General features: G+C 72.2%; 16 protein-coding genes. 9 read left to right on the top strand and 7 right to left on the bottom strand.

Going from position 1 to position 16,741, the window contains the following annotated elements:
• Nucleotides 1-135: 135 nt before the first annotated feature.
• The gene (locus MXD95_RS03700) at nt 136-1,593 is read left to right on the top strand and encodes a TerD family protein (RefSeq protein WP_250639083.1); all 1,458 of its coding nucleotides are present in this window, start codon (nt 136-138) and stop codon (nt 1,591-1,593) included.
• Here MXD95_RS03700 and MXD95_RS03705 read toward each other — a convergent pair.
• The gene (locus tag MXD95_RS03705) at nt 1,568-2,491 is read right to left on the bottom strand and encodes an NAD(P)-dependent oxidoreductase (RefSeq protein ID WP_250639084.1); all 924 of its coding nucleotides are present in this window, start codon (nt 2,489-2,491) and stop codon (nt 1,568-1,570) included. The two genes, MXD95_RS03700 and MXD95_RS03705, sit on opposite strands and share 26 nt — an antisense overlap.
• Nucleotides 2,492-2,863: 372 nt before the next feature.
• Here MXD95_RS03705 and MXD95_RS03710 point away from each other — a divergent pair, with 372 nt between their 5' ends.
• Nucleotides 2,864-4,261 carry a magnesium transporter MgtE N-terminal domain-containing protein gene (locus tag MXD95_RS03710; RefSeq protein ID WP_250639085.1) on the top strand — a complete coding sequence of 466 codons (1,398 nt, stop codon included), beginning with the start codon at nt 2,864-2,866 and terminating at the stop codon, nt 4,259-4,261.
• A 56-nt stretch (nt 4,262-4,317) separates the two neighbouring features.
• The gene (locus MXD95_RS03715) at nt 4,318-4,935 is read left to right on the top strand and encodes a DUF1003 domain-containing protein (protein ID WP_250639086.1); all 618 of its coding nucleotides are present in this window, start codon (nt 4,318-4,320) and stop codon (nt 4,933-4,935) included.
• Nucleotides 4,936-4,981: 46 nt separating this feature from the next.
• Here the strand turns inward: MXD95_RS03715 and MXD95_RS03720 are convergent, their stop codons facing one another.
• On the bottom strand, nt 4,982-5,329 hold the full coding sequence (locus tag MXD95_RS03720; protein ID WP_250639087.1) for a chorismate mutase: 348 nt from the start codon (nt 5,327-5,329) through the stop codon (nt 4,982-4,984).
• A gap of 267 nt (nt 5,330-5,596) precedes the next feature.
• A complete protein-coding gene (locus MXD95_RS03725; RefSeq protein ID WP_250639088.1) occupies nt 5,597-6,130 on the bottom strand; it encodes a winged helix-turn-helix transcriptional regulator in 534 nt (177 codons plus the stop codon).
• 185 nt (nt 6,131-6,315) lie between these two features.
• Between MXD95_RS03725 and MXD95_RS03730 the strand changes: the two genes are divergently transcribed.
• The 3 genes from MXD95_RS03730 to MXD95_RS03740 all read left to right on the top strand — a co-directional run bounded on the left by MXD95_RS03730 (nt 6,316) and on the right by MXD95_RS03740 (nt 10,223).
• Nucleotides 6,316-7,836 carry an MFS transporter gene (locus tag MXD95_RS03730; RefSeq protein WP_250639089.1) on the top strand — a complete coding sequence of 507 codons (1,521 nt, stop codon included), beginning with the start codon at nt 6,316-6,318 and terminating at the stop codon, nt 7,834-7,836.
• Nucleotides 7,837-7,930: 94 nt separating this feature from the next.
• Complete coding sequence (locus MXD95_RS03735) at nt 7,931-8,830, top strand: RecB family exonuclease (RefSeq protein ID WP_250639090.1); 900 nt, start codon at nt 7,931-7,933, stop codon at nt 8,828-8,830.
• A 154-nt stretch (nt 8,831-8,984) separates the two neighbouring features.
• On the top strand, nt 8,985-10,223 hold the full coding sequence (locus tag MXD95_RS03740) for a pyridoxal phosphate-dependent aminotransferase (protein ID WP_374121951.1): 1,239 nt from the start codon (nt 8,985-8,987) through the stop codon (nt 10,221-10,223).
• On the opposite strand, the gene MXD95_RS03745 is transcribed toward MXD95_RS03740, so the two are convergent.
• The gene (locus tag MXD95_RS03745) at nt 10,224-10,973 is read right to left on the bottom strand and encodes a hypothetical protein (RefSeq protein WP_250639091.1); all 750 of its coding nucleotides are present in this window, start codon (nt 10,971-10,973) and stop codon (nt 10,224-10,226) included.
• 199 nt (nt 10,974-11,172) lie between these two features.
• On the opposite strand from MXD95_RS03745, the gene MXD95_RS03750 reads away from it, so the two are divergent.
• Both MXD95_RS03750 and MXD95_RS03755 read left to right on the top strand, forming a co-directional pair.
• Nucleotides 11,173-12,084 (top strand): ParA family protein, encoded by a 912-nt coding sequence (locus tag MXD95_RS03750; protein ID WP_250639092.1) that lies wholly within the window; start codon nt 11,173-11,175, stop codon nt 12,082-12,084.
• Complete coding sequence (locus tag MXD95_RS03755) at nt 12,084-12,539, top strand: hypothetical protein (RefSeq protein ID WP_250639093.1); 456 nt, start codon at nt 12,084-12,086, stop codon at nt 12,537-12,539. The genes MXD95_RS03750 and MXD95_RS03755 overlap by 1 nt, the downstream gene beginning before the upstream one ends.
• A gap of 84 nt (nt 12,540-12,623) precedes the next feature.
• Here the strand turns inward: MXD95_RS03755 and MXD95_RS03760 are convergent, their stop codons facing one another.
• On the bottom strand, nt 12,624-14,414 hold the full coding sequence (locus tag MXD95_RS03760) for a DEAD/DEAH box helicase (protein ID WP_250639094.1): 1,791 nt from the start codon (nt 14,412-14,414) through the stop codon (nt 12,624-12,626).
• A 340-nt stretch (nt 14,415-14,754) separates the two neighbouring features.
• Here MXD95_RS03760 and MXD95_RS03765 point away from each other — a divergent pair, with 340 nt between their 5' ends.
• Nucleotides 14,755-15,444, top strand: a complete 690-nt coding sequence (locus MXD95_RS03765; protein WP_250639095.1) for a ferritin-like fold-containing protein — start codon at nt 14,755-14,757, stop codon at nt 15,442-15,444.
• A gap of 289 nt (nt 15,445-15,733) precedes the next feature.
• On the opposite strand, the gene MXD95_RS03770 is transcribed toward MXD95_RS03765, so the two are convergent.
• Both MXD95_RS03770 and MXD95_RS03775 read right to left on the bottom strand, forming a co-directional pair.
• Nucleotides 15,734-15,958, bottom strand: coding sequence for a DUF3107 domain-containing protein (locus MXD95_RS03770; RefSeq protein ID WP_250639096.1), 225 nt, complete (start codon nt 15,956-15,958; stop codon nt 15,734-15,736).
• Nucleotides 15,959-16,101: 143 nt separating this feature from the next.
• Complete coding sequence (locus MXD95_RS03775) at nt 16,102-16,740, bottom strand: TetR/AcrR family transcriptional regulator (RefSeq protein WP_250639097.1); 639 nt, start codon at nt 16,738-16,740, stop codon at nt 16,102-16,104.
• Nucleotide 16,741 lies beyond the last annotated feature (1 nt).

Here is a 16,741-nt window from a genome sequence, read left to right on the forward strand (position 1 = left end):
GGTTCCGCCCATCCCATGACACCGATCGTAGGGTCAGGGCAGGAACCGTGCGGTGTTCCCGGCTGGGAACCGTCGGGTCCGGCGGGGGCGTTGGACAGGGTGCGCGACCTTGGAATGGCCGGTCATGGAGGGTCAATGGGACAGGTGCTGACGAAGGGCGGCAACGCGCCGTTGCCCACCGCGGACGTCCGGGTGGAGATCGCCTCGTCGAGCCCGTTGGACATCGCCGCGATCCTGGTGACCGCCGCGGGCAAGGTGCGTACCGACGATGACTTCGTCTTCTTCAACCAGCCCACGGGTCCCGGCGTCCGGCTGCTGCCGCCGTCGGCGCTGGAGTTCAGCCTTGCGGCGGTTCCGCCCGCCATCGACAAGATCGTCGTCACCGGCAGTCTGGATGGCAGCGGCCCGCGGACGTTCGCCGGCGTGCGCGGGCTCGGCATCGCCGTGCGGGATGCCCGCGACGGCGCCGAGTTGGTCCGGTTCGACCCGCCCGACCTCAGCACCGAGACGGCGCTGATCCTCGTCGAGTTGTACCGGCGGGCCGGCGTCTGGAAGGCCCGCGCGGTCGGGCAGGGGTATGCCTCGGGTCTGGCGGGCATCGCCACCGACTTCGGCATCACCGTGGACGATCCGGGCACCGCACCGTCGCCTGGCTACTCTCAGCCCGGCCCGGCCCGGCCTGGTGGCTCTCCGCCGGGCAGTTCTCCGTCCGGCCAGTCTCCGTCCGGCCAGCAGTGGGCGCCGCCGGCCACGCCGCGTTCTGGTGGCCCGCAGTGGACGGCGCCGCGGGGTGCGCCATCGGTTCCCCCGGGGCCTGGCCCTGGTCCTGGGGGGCAGTGGGCGCCGCCCGCGGCACCGCCGCGGCCGGGTGCGCCGTGGGGTCCACCCGCCTCGCCGCCCTCCGGGCCGCGAGGCGGTCAGCAGTGGGGTCCGCCGCAGCCGCCGCCGGGCCAGGACTGGGGCGTGCCATCGGCTCCGCCCGGTGTGCCGGGTGGTGGGGGTCGGCCGGGTGGACGGGTCAACCTGGACAAGGGCCGGGTCTCGCTGAGCAAGGGCCAGAGCGTCTCGCTGGTGAAGACGGGCGCGCCGCCGCTCACCCGGGTGCGGATGGGCCTGGGCTGGGATCCGGCGCAGCGTGGCCGGTCCATCGACCTTGACGCGTCGTGCATCCTGTTCGACGAGCGGGGCAAGGACGTCGACAAGGTCTGGTTCATGTCCAAGAAGGGCGCCCGCGGTGCGGTCCGCCACTCCGGCGACAACCTCACCGGCCGGGGCGACGGCGACGACGAGACGATCGAGGTCGACCTGTCCGGCCTGCCCTCGACCGTGACTACCCTGATCTTCACGGTGAACAGCTTCCAGGGGCAGCCGTTCACCGAGGTGCGCAACGCCTACTGCCGGCTGTACGACGACGTCACCGGCCAGGAACTCGTCCGATTCGACCTGTCGGAGTCCAAACTGTCCACCGGTCTGGTCATGTGCCGGGTCCAGCGGGACCGCGGCGCGCTGACCTGGTCGATGACGGCGATCGGCGAGTTTCACGACGGCAAGACCGTCCGCGCGATGGTCAACCCGTCGAAGCGGTACCTCTGACCTCGCCCGCGGTCCCCGTGGCCGCGACGCGGGTGCCGAGGCGGCGCAGGCGGATGATGGCGGTGGCATCGAGCCGGCCGTCGCCGCGGTCCTGGGCGTCGGCGAGGTCGGACTCGGCGAGCGTCGTCAGCGGCACCGGGATGCCGCGGATGGTTGCCTCGTCGAGGCAGATGCGCAGGTCCTTACGCATCCAGTCGACGGCGAAGCCGAAGTCGAACTCGCCGCGAACCATGGTGGCGGCCCGGTTGACCAGGTACCACGAGCTTGCCGCTCCGCCGGACACCGCCGGCAGAACCTGGTCCAGATCGAGCCCGGCGGCCATCGCGAAGTTCAGCGCCTCCGCCGCACCCTCGATCGCCCCGGCCACCAGGATCTGGTTCACCATCTTCGTGAGCTGACCCGTCCCCACCGGGCCGATCCGGGTGATCGTCGTCCCGTAGGCGGCCAGTACCGGTCGGACCCGCTCGATCGTGTCCGGCTCGCCCCCGCACATCACGCTGAGCCGCCCGGCCTGCGCGCCGGCCTGGCCCCCGGACACCGGCGCGTCGACGAATCCGACGCCCACCGCGCCGGCCCGCTCGGCGATCTCGACCGCGACCCGCGCCGACGTCGTCGTGTGATCGACGATCGTCGCGCCGGCCGTCAGCGTGCCGAGCGCACCGTCCGGGCCGATCAGCACTTCTCGCACGTCGTCGTCGGCGCCGACGCACAGGCAGACGGCCTCGGCCCCCGCCGCGGCGGCGGCCGGCGTCCCCTCGGCGCGGCCGGTGAACTCGCTCACCCACTGGTCGGCCTTCGCCGCCGTCCGGTTGAACACCGTCACCTCGAAGCCGGCCCGGGCCAGGTGCCCGGCCATCGGGTACCCCATCGTGCCCAGCCCGAGGAAGGCAACCCGCATGTCAGACCCACTCTCTGTCATGGCGCACTGGCCGTCGAGCAAACGATCAAGGTGTTCAGCGGAACCGCCCGGGCACCTGCCCGGCCTCCGGAGCTGGGCAGCCGAACGAAGGCCACATACAACCGTAGTCGGCATCGATCCCCGGCCCGCGGACCGAACCCACGCGGATGATGGTCCCCGGGCGCCCGCTCGGGTGGGGGTACAGAATGTCGTTGGGGGATTAGGTGGGGTTGTGGTGGCCGGTGGGAGGGGTAACCTCCGCCCGTGAGGAGCTCTGTGGCATCAGCCCGGACGGATGCGTTCCCTGGCGGACCGCTTTGCGCCAGTCGAGACGTCCGGTGCGGTGGTCGTGTCCGTGGCGGGTGGTGAGGGATGCCCACCCGTCCGGCGCAGTCCCGGGTGTTCTGCCGGCGGTTGGCCGGCCTGTTGGTGCTTGATCCGAACGGCGACCAGGTGGGCCGCGTCCAGGACGTGATCGTCGCGCTGCGGCTGGGGCATGAGCCGCCCCGGGTGCTGGGTCTGGCTGTCGAGGTGCAGCGCCGGCCGATCTTCGTACCGATCGGCCGGGTGACCGGGGTGGAGTCCGGCGCGGTGGTGCTGTCCTCGGCGCGACTGAGCTGGCGGCGGTTCCAGCAGCGGCCGAACGAGACGCGAGTGCTCGGCGAACTGCTCGACCGACGGGTGCGGCTGCTGCCCGCCGGCGAGTCGGGGCAGGGGACGGCCAGGCCGGAGGCGGTGGGGGAGGAGGTCACCGTCGTGGACGCGGCGATCGAGCCGGCGCGCGGGGGTGACTGGGTGCTGGAGCAGGTGGCGGTGCGCCGCGGTCGGGGTCGCCGCGGCGAGGTCCGGACGGTGTCGTGGGATGACGTGAGCGGGTTCTCGCTGTTGGAGGAGGGCCAGGGGGCGGCGAACCTGCTGGCCGCGTTCGAGAAACTGCGACCGGTTGATCTCGCCGGGCTGCTGCACGATCTGTCGGACAAGCGGCGGGCCGAGGTCGCCGCGGCGCTCGATGACGAGCGGCTCGCCGACGTCCTTGAGGAACTGCCCGAGGATGAGCAGGTCGAGCTCCTCGGCGGGCTGGCCGAGGAACGCGCCGCCGACGTCCTGGAGGCGATGGGGCCCGACGACGCCGCAGACCTCCTTGGTGAGCTGCCCGCCGAGGATGCCGAACGGCTGCTGCGTCTGATGGAACCGGACGAGGCCGCGGGGGTGCGCCGGCTGCTGCTCTACGCCGACGACACCGCCGGCGGCATGATGACCAGCGAACCGGTCGTGCTCGCCCCGAACGCGACGGTCGCCGAGGCGCTCGCCCGGATCCGGGAACCGGAGCTTTCTCCGGCCCTGGCCGCGCAGGTCTACGTCGTCCGCCCGCCGTACGAGACGCCGACAGGACGTTACCTCGGCCTCGCGCACTTCCAGCGGCTGTTGCGGGAACCACCGTCGACGCTGGTCGGTGGGGTGATCGAGGTGGACATCGCCTCGTTGCGCCCGGAGACATCGCTGGCCGAGGTGACCCGGCATCTCGCCTCGTACAACCTGGTCGCGGCGCCGGTGCTGGACGGGTCCGGGCGCCTCGTCGGGGTGGTGACCATCGATGACGTTCTCGACCACGTGCTGCCCGCCGACTGGCGGGAGCGCCAGCTCGACGCGGACCATGTGGAGCCCGAGACGGCGGCCGGCGCCCGCACGCCGCCGGCCGCCGGTGGAACCGAGCCCGGCGCACTGGGCGAGGTCGGGGCGAGCCGTGCGGCCGGCAGGTCTGAGTCGTGATCCGCCGGCGCCATGGCCCGCGCTTGGACCAGCCGCGGGCCTCACGACGCGCCCGGGTGCGGCCGGCCTACGAACCCGACGCGTTTGGCCGGATAGCCGAGCGCATCGCCCGCTTCATCGGCACCGCGCGGTTCCTGGTGGTGCAGAGCATCGTCGTCGTGCTGTGGATCGCCTACAACATCGTGGCGCCCGCGAGCGTCCGGTTCGACTCGTTCCCGTTCATCTTCCTGACCCTGGCACTTTCGCTGCAGGCGGCGTACGCGGCGCCGCTCATCCTGCTCGCGCAGAACCGTCAGGACGACCGGGACCGGGCCAACCTCGCCCAGGACCGGGAACAGACCGTGCGTACCCGGGAGGACACCGAATACCTCGCCCGGGAGATCGCGGCGATGCGGATCACCATCGGCGAGCTCGCCACCCGGGACTTCCTACGCTCCGAGTTGCGCGGCCTGCTCGCCGAACTGGACGCGGGCGACCGGCCCCGCGCGCGGGACCGAGCCGGCAAGGGCTCCAGGGACCGGGACGACCGCAGTGACCGGCGAAGCCGCAAGGACAAGGACAAGGACGGCGCGGGGCGCGCCCGAACGCCCTCGGCGGGCGAGCCCCCCCACCCGTCCCCCGACGGCGAACACGTCGGTGCGTCGTCGAACGGCAAGCCCGCCCCGCCCGGCTGACGCGACCGGGCACTGCGGGGCGGCGGTCAGGTCAGGTCAGGTCAGGTCAGGGCTGCTGGCCGGTGGCGCCGCGACACAGGGTGAGCACGGCCAGGGCTATCTCGACGCCGCGGGGGCCCAGCTCGTCCGCCCAGGAGGCGATGATCTCGTTTTCCCGGGCGTGCTCGATCCGTGGGCCGCCCTCGACCTGGCGCAGGGCCTGGATCTGGCTGGACAGGCCCCGCCGGTTGGCCAGCAGGGCGCGGAGCTGGGCGTCGATGCCATCGATGAGCCCGCGTCCCTCGGCGATGGTACTGATCGTCGGCGCGCTGCCCACGGGCTGAGCCGGGCCCGTATCGCCGGGGGTGCTGGGTGCGGGGATCGCGGTATCGGGACGGTCGACGAGGTTCTCCACGATGTGGACCTTTCAGTCGGAGGCCCGGTGCGCCCAGGCGAAAGTAACCCGGGAGACGTCCGGGCCTGGCCTGAGCTTGTACCGCGAGAGGTCAGCGGCTGAGCGGGGACCGGGCCCGGTCCCCATAAAAGGTGGGCGGCAGCGCACCGTCACACGTGACACCGTGAGACGTGAAGCGACCGCACCCCATGACATCAGCATGCCAGCCTCACGCGCATCCGTCCAGGTACGTCGCACCCGCGGCGCAACCCCCCGTTCGCTTCCCGGCTATACGGCGTCCCGCACCGCGGCCGGCGGTGTCACGGCGGCTGCTGTCCCACCGGCAGCTGTCCCACCGGCTGATGCGGCGGCGGTGCGGGAGCCCGGGCCGGGCAGGCGGATGACGTCGGTGACCTCGACCTCCTGGCCACACGTCTCGCAGCGGCGGCGGTCGTCGATGTGGCCGCCGCACCTGCGGTGGTGGATGACGTACGGGGCCTGGCCGTCCTTGAGGTGCCGGTCGCCCCAGGCCATCAGGGCGTTGAGGATCGGCCAGATGTCGCGGCCCCGGTCGGTGAGGATGTACTCGAAGCGCTCGGGCTGCTCGCTGTAGCGGCGGCGCTCGAAGACGCCCTCGTCGGTCAGCCGGGCCAGCCGGTCGCTGAGCACCGTGCGCGCGACGCCGAGGCGGGACTGGAAGTCGGCGAAGCGGGTGACCCCGCGGCAGGCGTCGCGGACGATCAGCAGCGTCCAGCGGTCGCCCAGGACCTCCAGGCTCGCGGCGATTGAGCAGATCTCCTGCTCGTAGGTCCGCGGAAGCATGCCCTGATTGTAGCGTCACCCTACCAACGGTCAGTAGCGTCACCATACCCGATGTCGGTAGCATCACGGGACCGATTGAGGTGGCGTCATCATGCCATCTGTTGGTAGCGTCATGGGACCAAGTTGGTAGCTTCACGATACTCGGTGTCCACGGAGAGTCATCCACCACCTGTGAGGGGTCGCTCATGCATGCGGACGTCCGCCTGCGCTGGGTCCTGCTCGTCACCTCCGCGGCGACATTCGTCGCCAGCCTCGATCTGTTCGTCGTCAATGTCGCGTTCGGTGATCTACAACGGGAGTTCCACCAGCCGGACCCCGCCACGTTGTCCTGGGTGCTCAACGGCTACACGATTGTCCTGGCGGCGCTGCCCATCCCGTTCGGACGTTTCGCCGATACCTACGGCCGCCTGCGCTGGTTCGTCGCCGGGATGGTCCTGTTCGCCGCCGCGTCCGCCCTGTGCGCCGCCGCGCCGTCGCTGACCTGGTTGATCGCTGCCCGGGTGGTGCAGGGGGTGGGCGCCGCGGCGCTGCTGCCGACGTCGCTCGGCCTTCTGCTCGGCGAGTTTCCGCCGCATCGACGCGCCGCCGCCGTAGCCACCTGGGCGGCCACCGGTTCGGTCGCCGCCGCCTTCGGCACGCCGGTCGGCGCGCTGCTCACCCGGGTGGACTGGCGCCTGATCTTCCTGATCAATGTGCCGATCGTCGCCGTCACCCTGCTCATCGCCCGGCGGGTCCTGACCGAATCCCGGGCCGAGGCGCCGGCCGGTATGGCGGGTCTGGCCAGGCCGACGAGGCCCGATCTTTTCGGCACCGCGTTGCTGACCGCCGGGATCGCGCTGGTCACCCTCGGCCTGGTACAGGCGAACGACTGGGGCTGGGGCAGTGCGCGCACCCTGGGAGCGCTGGTCGGCGGGCTGGTGCTCGTGGCCGCGTTCCTGTGGCAGTGCACCCGGCATCGCGCGCCCGTGCTCGAACTCGACCTGTTCCGCGACCGCCAGTTCAGCGCGGCCACACTCGCGACCACACTGCTGTTCACCGGGTTCGGCGCGCTGCTGCTCGGCAACGTGCTGCTTCTGACGGACCTGTGGCACCAGGATGTACTCGCCGCCGGGCTCGAGTTCGCCCCGGCCGGGGTCGTCTCGGCGATCGTGGCGATGTTCTTCGCCGCGCGGCTCGCCGCCCGGTACGGCTACCGGGTGCTCGGCGCCGCGGGCTGCCTGACGATCGCCGCGTCGATGGTGGCCTACTGCTTCAGTATCGGCGCGAGCCCAGACTTCCCTCGGGACGTCCTGCCCTACGAGATCCTCTGTGGGGCTGGCATCGGTCTGGTCATCCCGACGCTGGCCGCGGCGATCTCCGCGTCCCTGCCGGCCGCGCGCCGGGCCACCGGCAGCGCCGTGTTCGCCATGGCCCGCCAGCTCGGCACGGTTCTCGGCGTCGGCGCGATGGTCGCCCTGATGGCGAGCTCGTCCGGCCACGTCGGCGTCTCGCACTACCAGCGCGTCTGGATCTTCATCGCTGCCGTCGAGGTCGTCGCCGCCCTCGCCTGCCTGCTCCTGCCCGCGCGCACCGCCGGCGTCGCGCGGTCGGTGCCGGCCGCACGGCTGATGCCAGCGGCGGACAGCAGCCCGGCCGTGGTCGGCGCCTCCTGCGGCCAGCCCACCTCCGAGGCCCGCACTGCAGATGTAGGCATCACCGCATCGTGATGGTCCACTGGAAAGGCGCTCGTCGCCGGCTCGGCAGCTTGGGGTCATTCATGCACCGGATCAGACTGTCGGAGGGCGGTGGGATGATCGGGCGATGGCACAGATGGAGCTCGCCGGCATGCCCCGCAGGCTGTTCGCCTGTACGCCGTCGCGGCTGGCCGCGTTTGAGGACTGCCCCCGCCGGTATCGGATGATCTACCTGGACAAACCGCGGCCGGCGCGCGGTCCGGCCTGGGCGCACACCTCGTTCGGGGTGAGTGTGCACAATGCGCTGCGCCGGTGGTGGGAGGAGCCGTTCGCGCTTCGCACGCCGGCCCGGGCGGCGCAGCTCGTCCGGCTGCTGTGGGTCGAGGAGGGGTTCCGCGACGGCGAGCACTCGCTGGCCTGGCGGGAGCGGGCGGCCGAGCTGGTCGCCGCCTACGTCACCGGCCTGGACCCGGCGGCCGAGCCGCGCGGCGTCGAGCGCTCGGTCGCGGCCCGCACCGAGGCGCTCGCGTTCTCCGGGCGGGTGGACCGGCTCGACGAGCGGGACGGCGAGCTGGTCATCGTCGACTACAAGACCGGCCGCCGCCCCCCGACCGAGACCGACGCCCGTAGCTCCCCGGCGCTCGCCCTGTACGCGATGGCCACCGGCCGGATGCTGCGCCGGCCGTGCTACCGCGTCGAACTGCACCACATCCCCACCGGTCGGGTCGCCGCTGCCGAGCACACCGAGGAGTCGATCGCCCGGCACGTTCGGCGGGCCGAGTCGGTGGCCGCCGACGTCGTCGCGGCCACCGAGCGGCTTCGGGTCAGCGACGATGCCGAGGGCACCTTCCCGCCCCGTCCGGGCTCGCTGTGCTCCTGGTGCGACTTCCGCCACCTGTGCCCCGAGGGCCAGTCCGCCGGCCCCGACCGCCAGTCCTGGGACGCCCTCGGTGAGGTTCCCCCCGCCGCCGACGCCCCCGGTGCTGGTGCCGGTCTCGGTCGCGGCTGGGACGCCACCGGCGTCTGACGGTTGCGCGGAACACTCGTCAGTGCACTGACCGTCCTTGGGGGCGAATCCGCGATCCACGGGGTCCGGCCGGCCTCCGCCGCCGACCGGCGCCGGCCGGCGGCGTGCGGCGGACATCCGCACCGGCGGGCAGCGGGGATGCCACGATGGGCCGATGGCCGAGCAGACCACCGCATCCATATCGCCGCAGGCCGCCCCGAACCTGCCGCGGGCTGTCGCGAACCTGCCGCGGGTTTCCGCCAAGGCGATGACCTTCACCGAGTCCGTCATCCGGGAGATGACGCGCCTTGCCCTCGTCCACGGCGCGGTGAACCTCGCCCAGGGCTTCCCGGACTTCTCCTGCCCGCCGGAGCTCAAGGAGGCGGCCAAGGCCGCCATCGACGCGGACGTCAACCAGTACGCGATCACCTGGGGTGCGGCCGAGTTCCGCGCCGAGATCGCGGCGAAGGTCGCCCGCACCTACCCGGGCTGGACGGTCGACCCGGAGCGGGAGATCTGCGTGACCTGCGGCTCCACCGAGGCGATGATCGCCACGATGCTGGCGCTGGTCGACCCCGGCGACGAGGTCGTCATGTTCGAGCCGTTCTACGAAAACTATGGCCCGGACACGATCCTGTCCGGCGCGGTACCGAAGCTCGTCCGCCTGCATGCCCCGGACTGGTCGATCGATCCGGACGAGCTGCGGGCCGCGTTCAGCGACCGCACCCGCGCGATCGTCCTGAACACCCCGCACAACCCGACCGGCAAGGTCATGAGCCGCGAGGAGCTCGAGCTCGTCGCCGAGCTCTGCCAGCGCCACGACACGCTGGTCTTCACCGACGAGATCTACGAGCACATCCAGTACCTCGGCCCAGGCGGCCACATCCCGCCGGCCACCGTCCCGGGCCTGGCGGACCGGACCGTCACCATCAACGCGCTGTCGAAGACGTATGCCGTCACCGGCTGGCGGGTCGGGTGGACGATCGCCCCGCCCGCGTACACGTCGGCGATCCGCAAGGTGCACGACTTCCTCACCGTCGGCGCCGCGGCCCCGCTGCAGGCCGGTGGCGTCGCGGCCATGCGGCTGCCGGCCGAGTACTACGCCGGGCTCGCCGAGCAGTACCGGGCCCGGCGCGACCTGCTGTGTGCGTCGCTCGCCGAGACCGGCTTCACCTTCCGCCCGCCGGACGGCGCTTACTACGTGATGTGCGACACCCGCGCGCTCGACCCGGCCGGTGACGACGTCGCCCTGATCCGTCGGATGATCACTGATATCGGGGTCGCCGCGGTCCCCGGCTCGTCGTTCTTCGCCGATCCGGCGGACGGCCGGCACATCATCCGCTTCGGGTACCCCAAGCGCCTGGAGACCCTACGCGCCGCCGCCGACCGTCTCACCCGCCTGACCAGCGCCTGATCAGGCTTCGGTCGTGGGTGCGATGGTGGTGGGCCAGGCCGAGGGGGTGGGCAGCGGGTAGCCGGCCGTCGCGGCGCGCACGTGACCGGCGAGCAGCTCCCGGTCCAGTTCCGCGAGCGCGCCGCGGACGCCTGCGCGCCGCGGCCGTCCCCGTCCATGCGGCGTGGGTAGCGGCAGGGCGTAGCGGCCGCGCAGGTACTCGCCGATCCAACGGCCCTGCGCGGCGGCCAGCTCCGGCGGCCCGCCGACGTGGAACACCCACGCGGCCTGGGAGTCGAACACCCCGCCAAAGCGCGGTGGCCGCGCCGACCCCGCTGGCTCCGAGTCCGCCTGCGCGTCCGCCTCGGTCGACGCGCGGGTCGATGCCTGGGTGAGCGTCCGCGGCAGAAGGTGTTCGGTGTCGGCGTTCAGCACGACCGCTTCGAACGTTCCGAGCGGCTCCGCATCCGCACCCGCACCCGTGTCCGTCCCCGTCGTCTGTGTCGGTGTCCGCGCTTCCCCCTCGGCCGGCGTTCCATGGATGTGGAACGGCGGCGCACCTGGACCGGCAGCGGACAGGCGCAGGCTCGGGGGTACGAGGGTGGTGAGGCGGTCGGCGCAGCCGTAGGCGGCGAGCGGGGCGATGTCGTCCGGTGCGGCCGGGGCCGGGGCGAACAGAGCGACCATCAGGCCGCCGTCGACGAGGGAGATCGCGGCGGCGGCGGTGGCGGCGTCGAGGCCGAGGACGGCGACCCGCGGAAGTCCTGTCACGTCGGGGCACTCTAGTGGTCGAGGCCGTCCCGGCTGTCCCGGCCGCCGCCGAAGTCCGCTGGTGGTCGTGGCAGGTGCCCTCAGGTCGGCGCCGCCCGTCGGATCGACTGGTGCCAGGCCCGATGTACGCCACGGCGTGAAGCGAACTCACGGCCGTTAGATGTTGTGACCCATCGATTACCCAGCCACACTGATCGGCGTGGCCCATGTTCTCGCGGTAGCGAATCAGAAGGGCGGCGTAGCCAAGACCACGTCGGTGGCCAGTCTTGGCGCCGCACTGACCGAACTGGGCCGCCGCGTCCTGCTCGTCGATCTCGATCCGCAGGCCTGCCTGACGTTCTCCCTCGGGCTTGATCCCGACACACTCGAGCTCTCCGTGCACGATGTCCTGCTGGGACGACTGTCCGCGGGCATCGTCGTGTCCACCACGGCGGACGGCACCGACCTGCTCCCGGCGACGATCGAGCTTGCCGGCAGTGAGGCGGTGCTGCTGTCCCGCACGGGACGGGAGCACGCGTTGCGGCTGGCGCTCGCGGACGTGCTCGACGCCTATGACGTCGTGCTGATCGACTGCCCGCCGTCGCTGGGTGTGCTGACCATCAACGGGCTCACGGCCGCCGACGAGGTCATCGTCCCCCTGCAGTGCGAGACGCTGTCGCACCGCGGAGTCGGTCAGCTGCTGGACACGGTGCATGACGTGCGGCGGCTGACAAACCCGGAGCTGCGTGTCCGCGGGGTGCTGCCGACCATGTTCGACGGGCGGACGGCACACAGCCGGGCGGTGATCGCCGATGTGGCGGCCCGCTACCACGTCGAGGTGCTCACTCCGCCCATCGCGCGTTCGGTGCGCTTCGCCGAGGCGCCGGGGACGGGACGGTCGATTCTGGCGACCGCCGGGCGGTCCAAGGGCGCCGACGCGTACCGCCGGCATGCCCGGGTGATCGCCGGCCTGGCGGTGGGGGACGAGATTCCCGCCCGCCGGACTCCGCGCGGCCACGCGACGGCCCTGCCCTCGTCAGCCAGCCGGCCTGGGCCCGATGGGTCTGGGTCTGGCGGCGAACCGGACCCGGAGGGGGACCTTCTGGTCATTGCCCCGCAGGGACGCGCCTGATGAGCCCCGGTCCGCCATCCCAGCCACGGACGACCCAGCCACGGACGACCCAGCCACGGACGACAGATCCGCGGACAACAGATCCCCAGACGACCGGGCGGTGGTCGGCGGAGCCGCGGGAAGCGGCGGGGTTCGAGCGGCTGCGGCGGCGTGAGTACCGGGCGCCGGGGGCGACGGCGGCGCCGTCGGGTCCTGCGGTCGGGCGGGACGCGCACGGCAAGCGGATGCTGTACAGCGGGGTGCGCCCGATGCCAGCATCGGGCGCCGGTCTGACGGTGGAGTGCTCCCGCTGCGGCGGGAACCGCATGCTCGGCGCCTGGCAGTCGTTTCGGGTCCTGACGCCCAGCGTGCATTTCCCGATGGTGCGGTCGCGGCACTTCTCACTGGTGCGCTGCCCGAACTGTCACCGGGTCAGTTGGGTGCGCCTCGGTCTGCACCTGCGCGCCGCGGGCTGAAACCCCGCGGCCGCCAAGCGCGCGGACACAAGCGTGCAGACCAGAGCGCGCGAGCTCCGAGGCTGTTCGGGCTGCCGTCCGGTGTCAGGCGGATTCGGCGCGCGCAGTGGTGTCGTCCACCGGGTCCGTGACGTCGACGAGCTCGGTGACGACCTCCGCGGACTCGCCACGCAGCGGGCTGCCGGTGCCCCGGCCACGGTGGCTGCGGCGACGGCGACGGCGGCGGGTCGACTCGTCGGCCGAACCCGCCTCGCCGGTCAACGCCGAGACGATCTGCGCGCCGTTCGTGCCAGCGGGGTCGTCCAGTTCGTCGATGACCGCGGACCCGGAGGAGATGCGGGTGGACAGCGCGGTCGCGTCGTCGGCCAGCAGCACGCCGGCGAACTCGCCCGCGGCAGCGTCGAGAATGTCACCATCCGCACTGTCACCGTCCGCAGCGGCGATGGCCAGGCCAGAGGCGGCCGCCGCGGCACCGCCGCCGCGGGTGCGCCGACGGGTACGGGTGCGGGTGGGCACCGGCTGGTCGGCGGCGGCCGGTGACGATGCCCGCCGGGGGCGGGTCGAGGTCGCACGCCGGCTGCCCCGCCGGGACTCGCCGAGGTCCTCGATGTCCTCCGCGTCAAGACCGGCGCGGGTGCGCGCGGCGTGCGGGAGGGTGCCGGTGGCCTCAAGCGGGATGGCCAGCGCCTCGAACAGGTGCGGGGAGGTCGAGTAGGTCTCGGTCGGGCCGTCGAATGGCAGACCAAGGGCCTTGTTCACCAGTGTCCACCGGGACAGGTCGTCCCAGTCGACGAAGGTGACGGCGACGCCGCTCTCCCCGGCCCGGCCGGTGCGGCCGATGCGGTGCAGGTAGACGTTCTCGTCCTCGGGGCACTGGTAGTTCACGACATGCGTGACGCCGCTGATGTCGATGCCACGGGCGGCGACGTCGGTGGCGACGAGAACGTCGACCTTGCCGGCCCGGAACGCGCGCAGGGCCTGCTCGCGCTGGCCCTGGCCGAGGTCGCCGTGCACGGCGGCGGCGGCGAAGCCGCGCTTGTCGAGGTCCTCGGCGACCTTGTCGGCGGTGCGCCGGGTGCGGACGAACACCATCGCCAGGCCCCGGCCAGTGGCCTGTAGGACGCGGGCGAGCACCTCCATCTTGTCCAGCGCGTGGGCGCGGAAGACATGCTGGTGCGTGGTGGGGACCGTGCGGGTCTCGTCGGGCTGCTCGGCCCGAACGTGGACGGGGCGCTGCATGAACCGGCGAGCCAGTGAGATGACCGGCCCGGGCATCGTGGCGGAGAACAGCATGGTCTGCCGTCCGGTCGGCAGCTGCGCCATGATGCGCTCGACGTCGGGCAGGAAGCCGAGGTCGAGCATCTCGTCGGCCTCGTCGAGCACGAGGGTGCGCACGTTGGCGAGGTCGAGCACGCGCTGGCGGGCGAGGTCGAGCAGGCGGCCCGGGGTACCGACGACGACGTCAACCCCGGCGCGAAGCGCGGTGAGCTGCGGCTCGTAGGCCCGGCCACCGTAGACCGACAGCACCCGCAGACCCCGGCGTGCACCGGCGCGGGTGACATCGTCGGTGACCTGGACGCACAGCTCACGGGTGGGCACGACGACGAGTGCCTGGGGGCGGCCGTCGGCACCCTCGCCGGGTGCGAGCACGGTCTGCACCAGCGGAATGCCGAACGCGAGCGTCTTGCCGGTACCCGTGCGCGCCTGACCGATGATGTCGTTGCGCGCGAGGGCGAGGGGGAGCGTGAGCTCCTGGATGGGGAAGGCGTGCACGATGCCGGCGGCGTCCAACGCCTCGACCGTCTCGGGTCGAACGCCAAGTTCGGCGAAGGTCGGGCTGGGCGAGACGACGGGGATGTCGGCGACCGCGGACACTACCGCGGGGCCTTCGGAGTAGGAAGGGGAAGTTGATAGATCATCTGAAGGTACTGCAACTGTGACGGACAGCGGGACGCTCCTGGTCTTCTCTGAGCGGTGTCTACGCTGAACCCGCTCACTGTGAGCCACGTGGCGCCCGCGGCCCGAACTCCGTGTGCCCGGTGCCCTGAATGGCAACTCTGGGTGCACAGGAGACGAGGCGACGCCTGCTTCGCGGCGGCCGAGGCGACATAACGACCTCTGGCTGGCTCTAGCATAGCCGCTGAGACCGTCGAGCGGGGGCTCCTTCGCTGACGATTGCCGTTGCCAGCGTCACGGGTGCCAGAATCCGACTGTGATGCAGACATCATTCCCGTCGGCCGACGCTACGCCTTCGGGTGCTGAGGCCCTGCCTGACCAGGCAACGGTCGACCTGCTGGGCCTGCTCGCCTACGGCGAACTGACGGCATTCGAGCGGCTGGCGACAGATGCCCGGATGTCGCCGACCCTGGCCGACAAAATGGCCTTGGCGACCATGGCCGCGGCCGAATTTTCCCACTTTCAGACGGTTTGTGACGAACTCGACCGAATCGGGGTGGGTCGAGAGGAGGCCATGGCCCCCTTCATCGGTCCACTGACCGACTTCCACAACTCGACCGCGCCCGCCGACTGGCTGGAGAGCCTGGTCAAGGCCTACGTAGGCGACAACATCGCCGCGGACTTCTACCGCGAGATCGCGGCCCGCCTGCCCGAGCCGTCCCGCGGCATCGTGCTGCGCGTGCTCGCGGACACCGGTCACGCCGCCTTCGCCGTCGAACGGGTCCGAGCCGCCATCGAGGTGAACCCGACCGTCGCCGGACGCCTGGCGCTGTGGGGGCGGCGGCTCGTCGGCGAGGCGCTGACCCAGGCACAACGGGTCGGAGTGGAGCGTGACGCCCTCACTGGGCTACTCGTCGGGGTCGGCGATCTGGACGCGCTGGCGGCCATCTTCAACCGCATCATGTCCGCCCACAGCCGCCGGATGTCCGCCCTCGGCCTGTCCTCGTGACGTGACCCTCTGCCCGACCCGGCTGGCCTCTTCGTGCCTCGCCTGGCCTCTGTGCGCTGTGTCTGGCCTCTCCCTGCCTCGTCTGCGCTGCCGGACCGGCGGAGATCAGGTGCGGCCTGGGCCGGGCGCGGGGTGAGCTGGGCGGTCGGGCCGTGCCCGACCAGGGCCGACCTGCCCCGGACGCGGGCCCGGGGCAGGGACGCCGGTGCGGTGAGCCGGCTCGGCAGCGGCCTGTCTGCCTACCTGGCGTTCCGGCCACCTGGCGTTCCGGATGCCGGGCCGCCGGCCCTCAGCCGCCGAAGCCGACCCGGCGGGGTGAGGCCGCCGCGATCTCCACGTACGCCAGGGCCGCGACCGGAACCACCACCTGCCGCCCTTTCTCGTCGGAGAGGGTCAGCACGCCATCGCCGGCCTTGACCGCTTCGGCCACCAGCGCGGCGACGGCTTCCGCGGTCTGGTCGCTCTCCAGCACCAGCTCCCGGCTGACCTGCCGTATGCCGATCTTGACCTCCACCGATGACCTCCGCCTTCGTCGGACCTGCACGCCGGCGGACATCCGCCGCCGAGGTTGGATCACGGCCCACACTATGGCTTCCGGGACTTCTCCACCGGCGTGGGTGCGCCGTGTTCGCTCCCGGCACACGCCACGCCGGACCGTCAGGGGTGATCCTGGCGGGGGTAACCGCTGATGCCGCGCCAGGCCAGCTCCACCAGAGACTCGATGGCTCGTTCCTTGGGCACGGTCTCCCCGCGCACCAGCCACCAGCGCGAGGCGGTCTCGGCCATGCCGATCAGCCCGACGGCGAGCAGGTCGGCCTCGGCGGGATCCAGCCCCGTGTCGAGGGCGATGGTCGCCGCGATCGAGCTGACGCACTGGGCGCCCGCCGACTCGATGCGCTGGCGCACCGCCGGCTCGCTGCGCAGATCGGATTCCAGCACGAGCTGGTGCGCCCCGGACGGGTCGTTGACGAAGTCGAAGTACGCCCGGATCGAGCGGGCGATGCGCGCGTGGTTGTCGGTGGTGGAGGCGAGCGCCTCCTCGACCGCGTTCACGAGCTGGGTCGAGTGCTCCTCGAGCAGCGCCAGGTACAGCTCGAGTTTGCCCGGGAAATGCTGGTAGAGGACGGGCTTGCTGACGCCGGCCCGTTCGGCGATCTCGTCCATCGCCGCAGCGTGGTAGCCCTGGGCGACGAACACTTCGCGGGCGGCGCCGAGCAGCTGGAAGCGCCGGGCGGTGCGAGGCAGCCGGGGAGTCCGGCCCGGACGGGTGCCGGGCGAGGCTGGCTCGGCGGTCACC

Origin of the sequence: Frankia sp. AiPa1 (genome assembly GCF_023243075.1) — a bacterium.
Classification (GTDB): Bacteria; Actinomycetota; Actinomycetes; order Frankiales; family Frankiaceae; genus Frankia.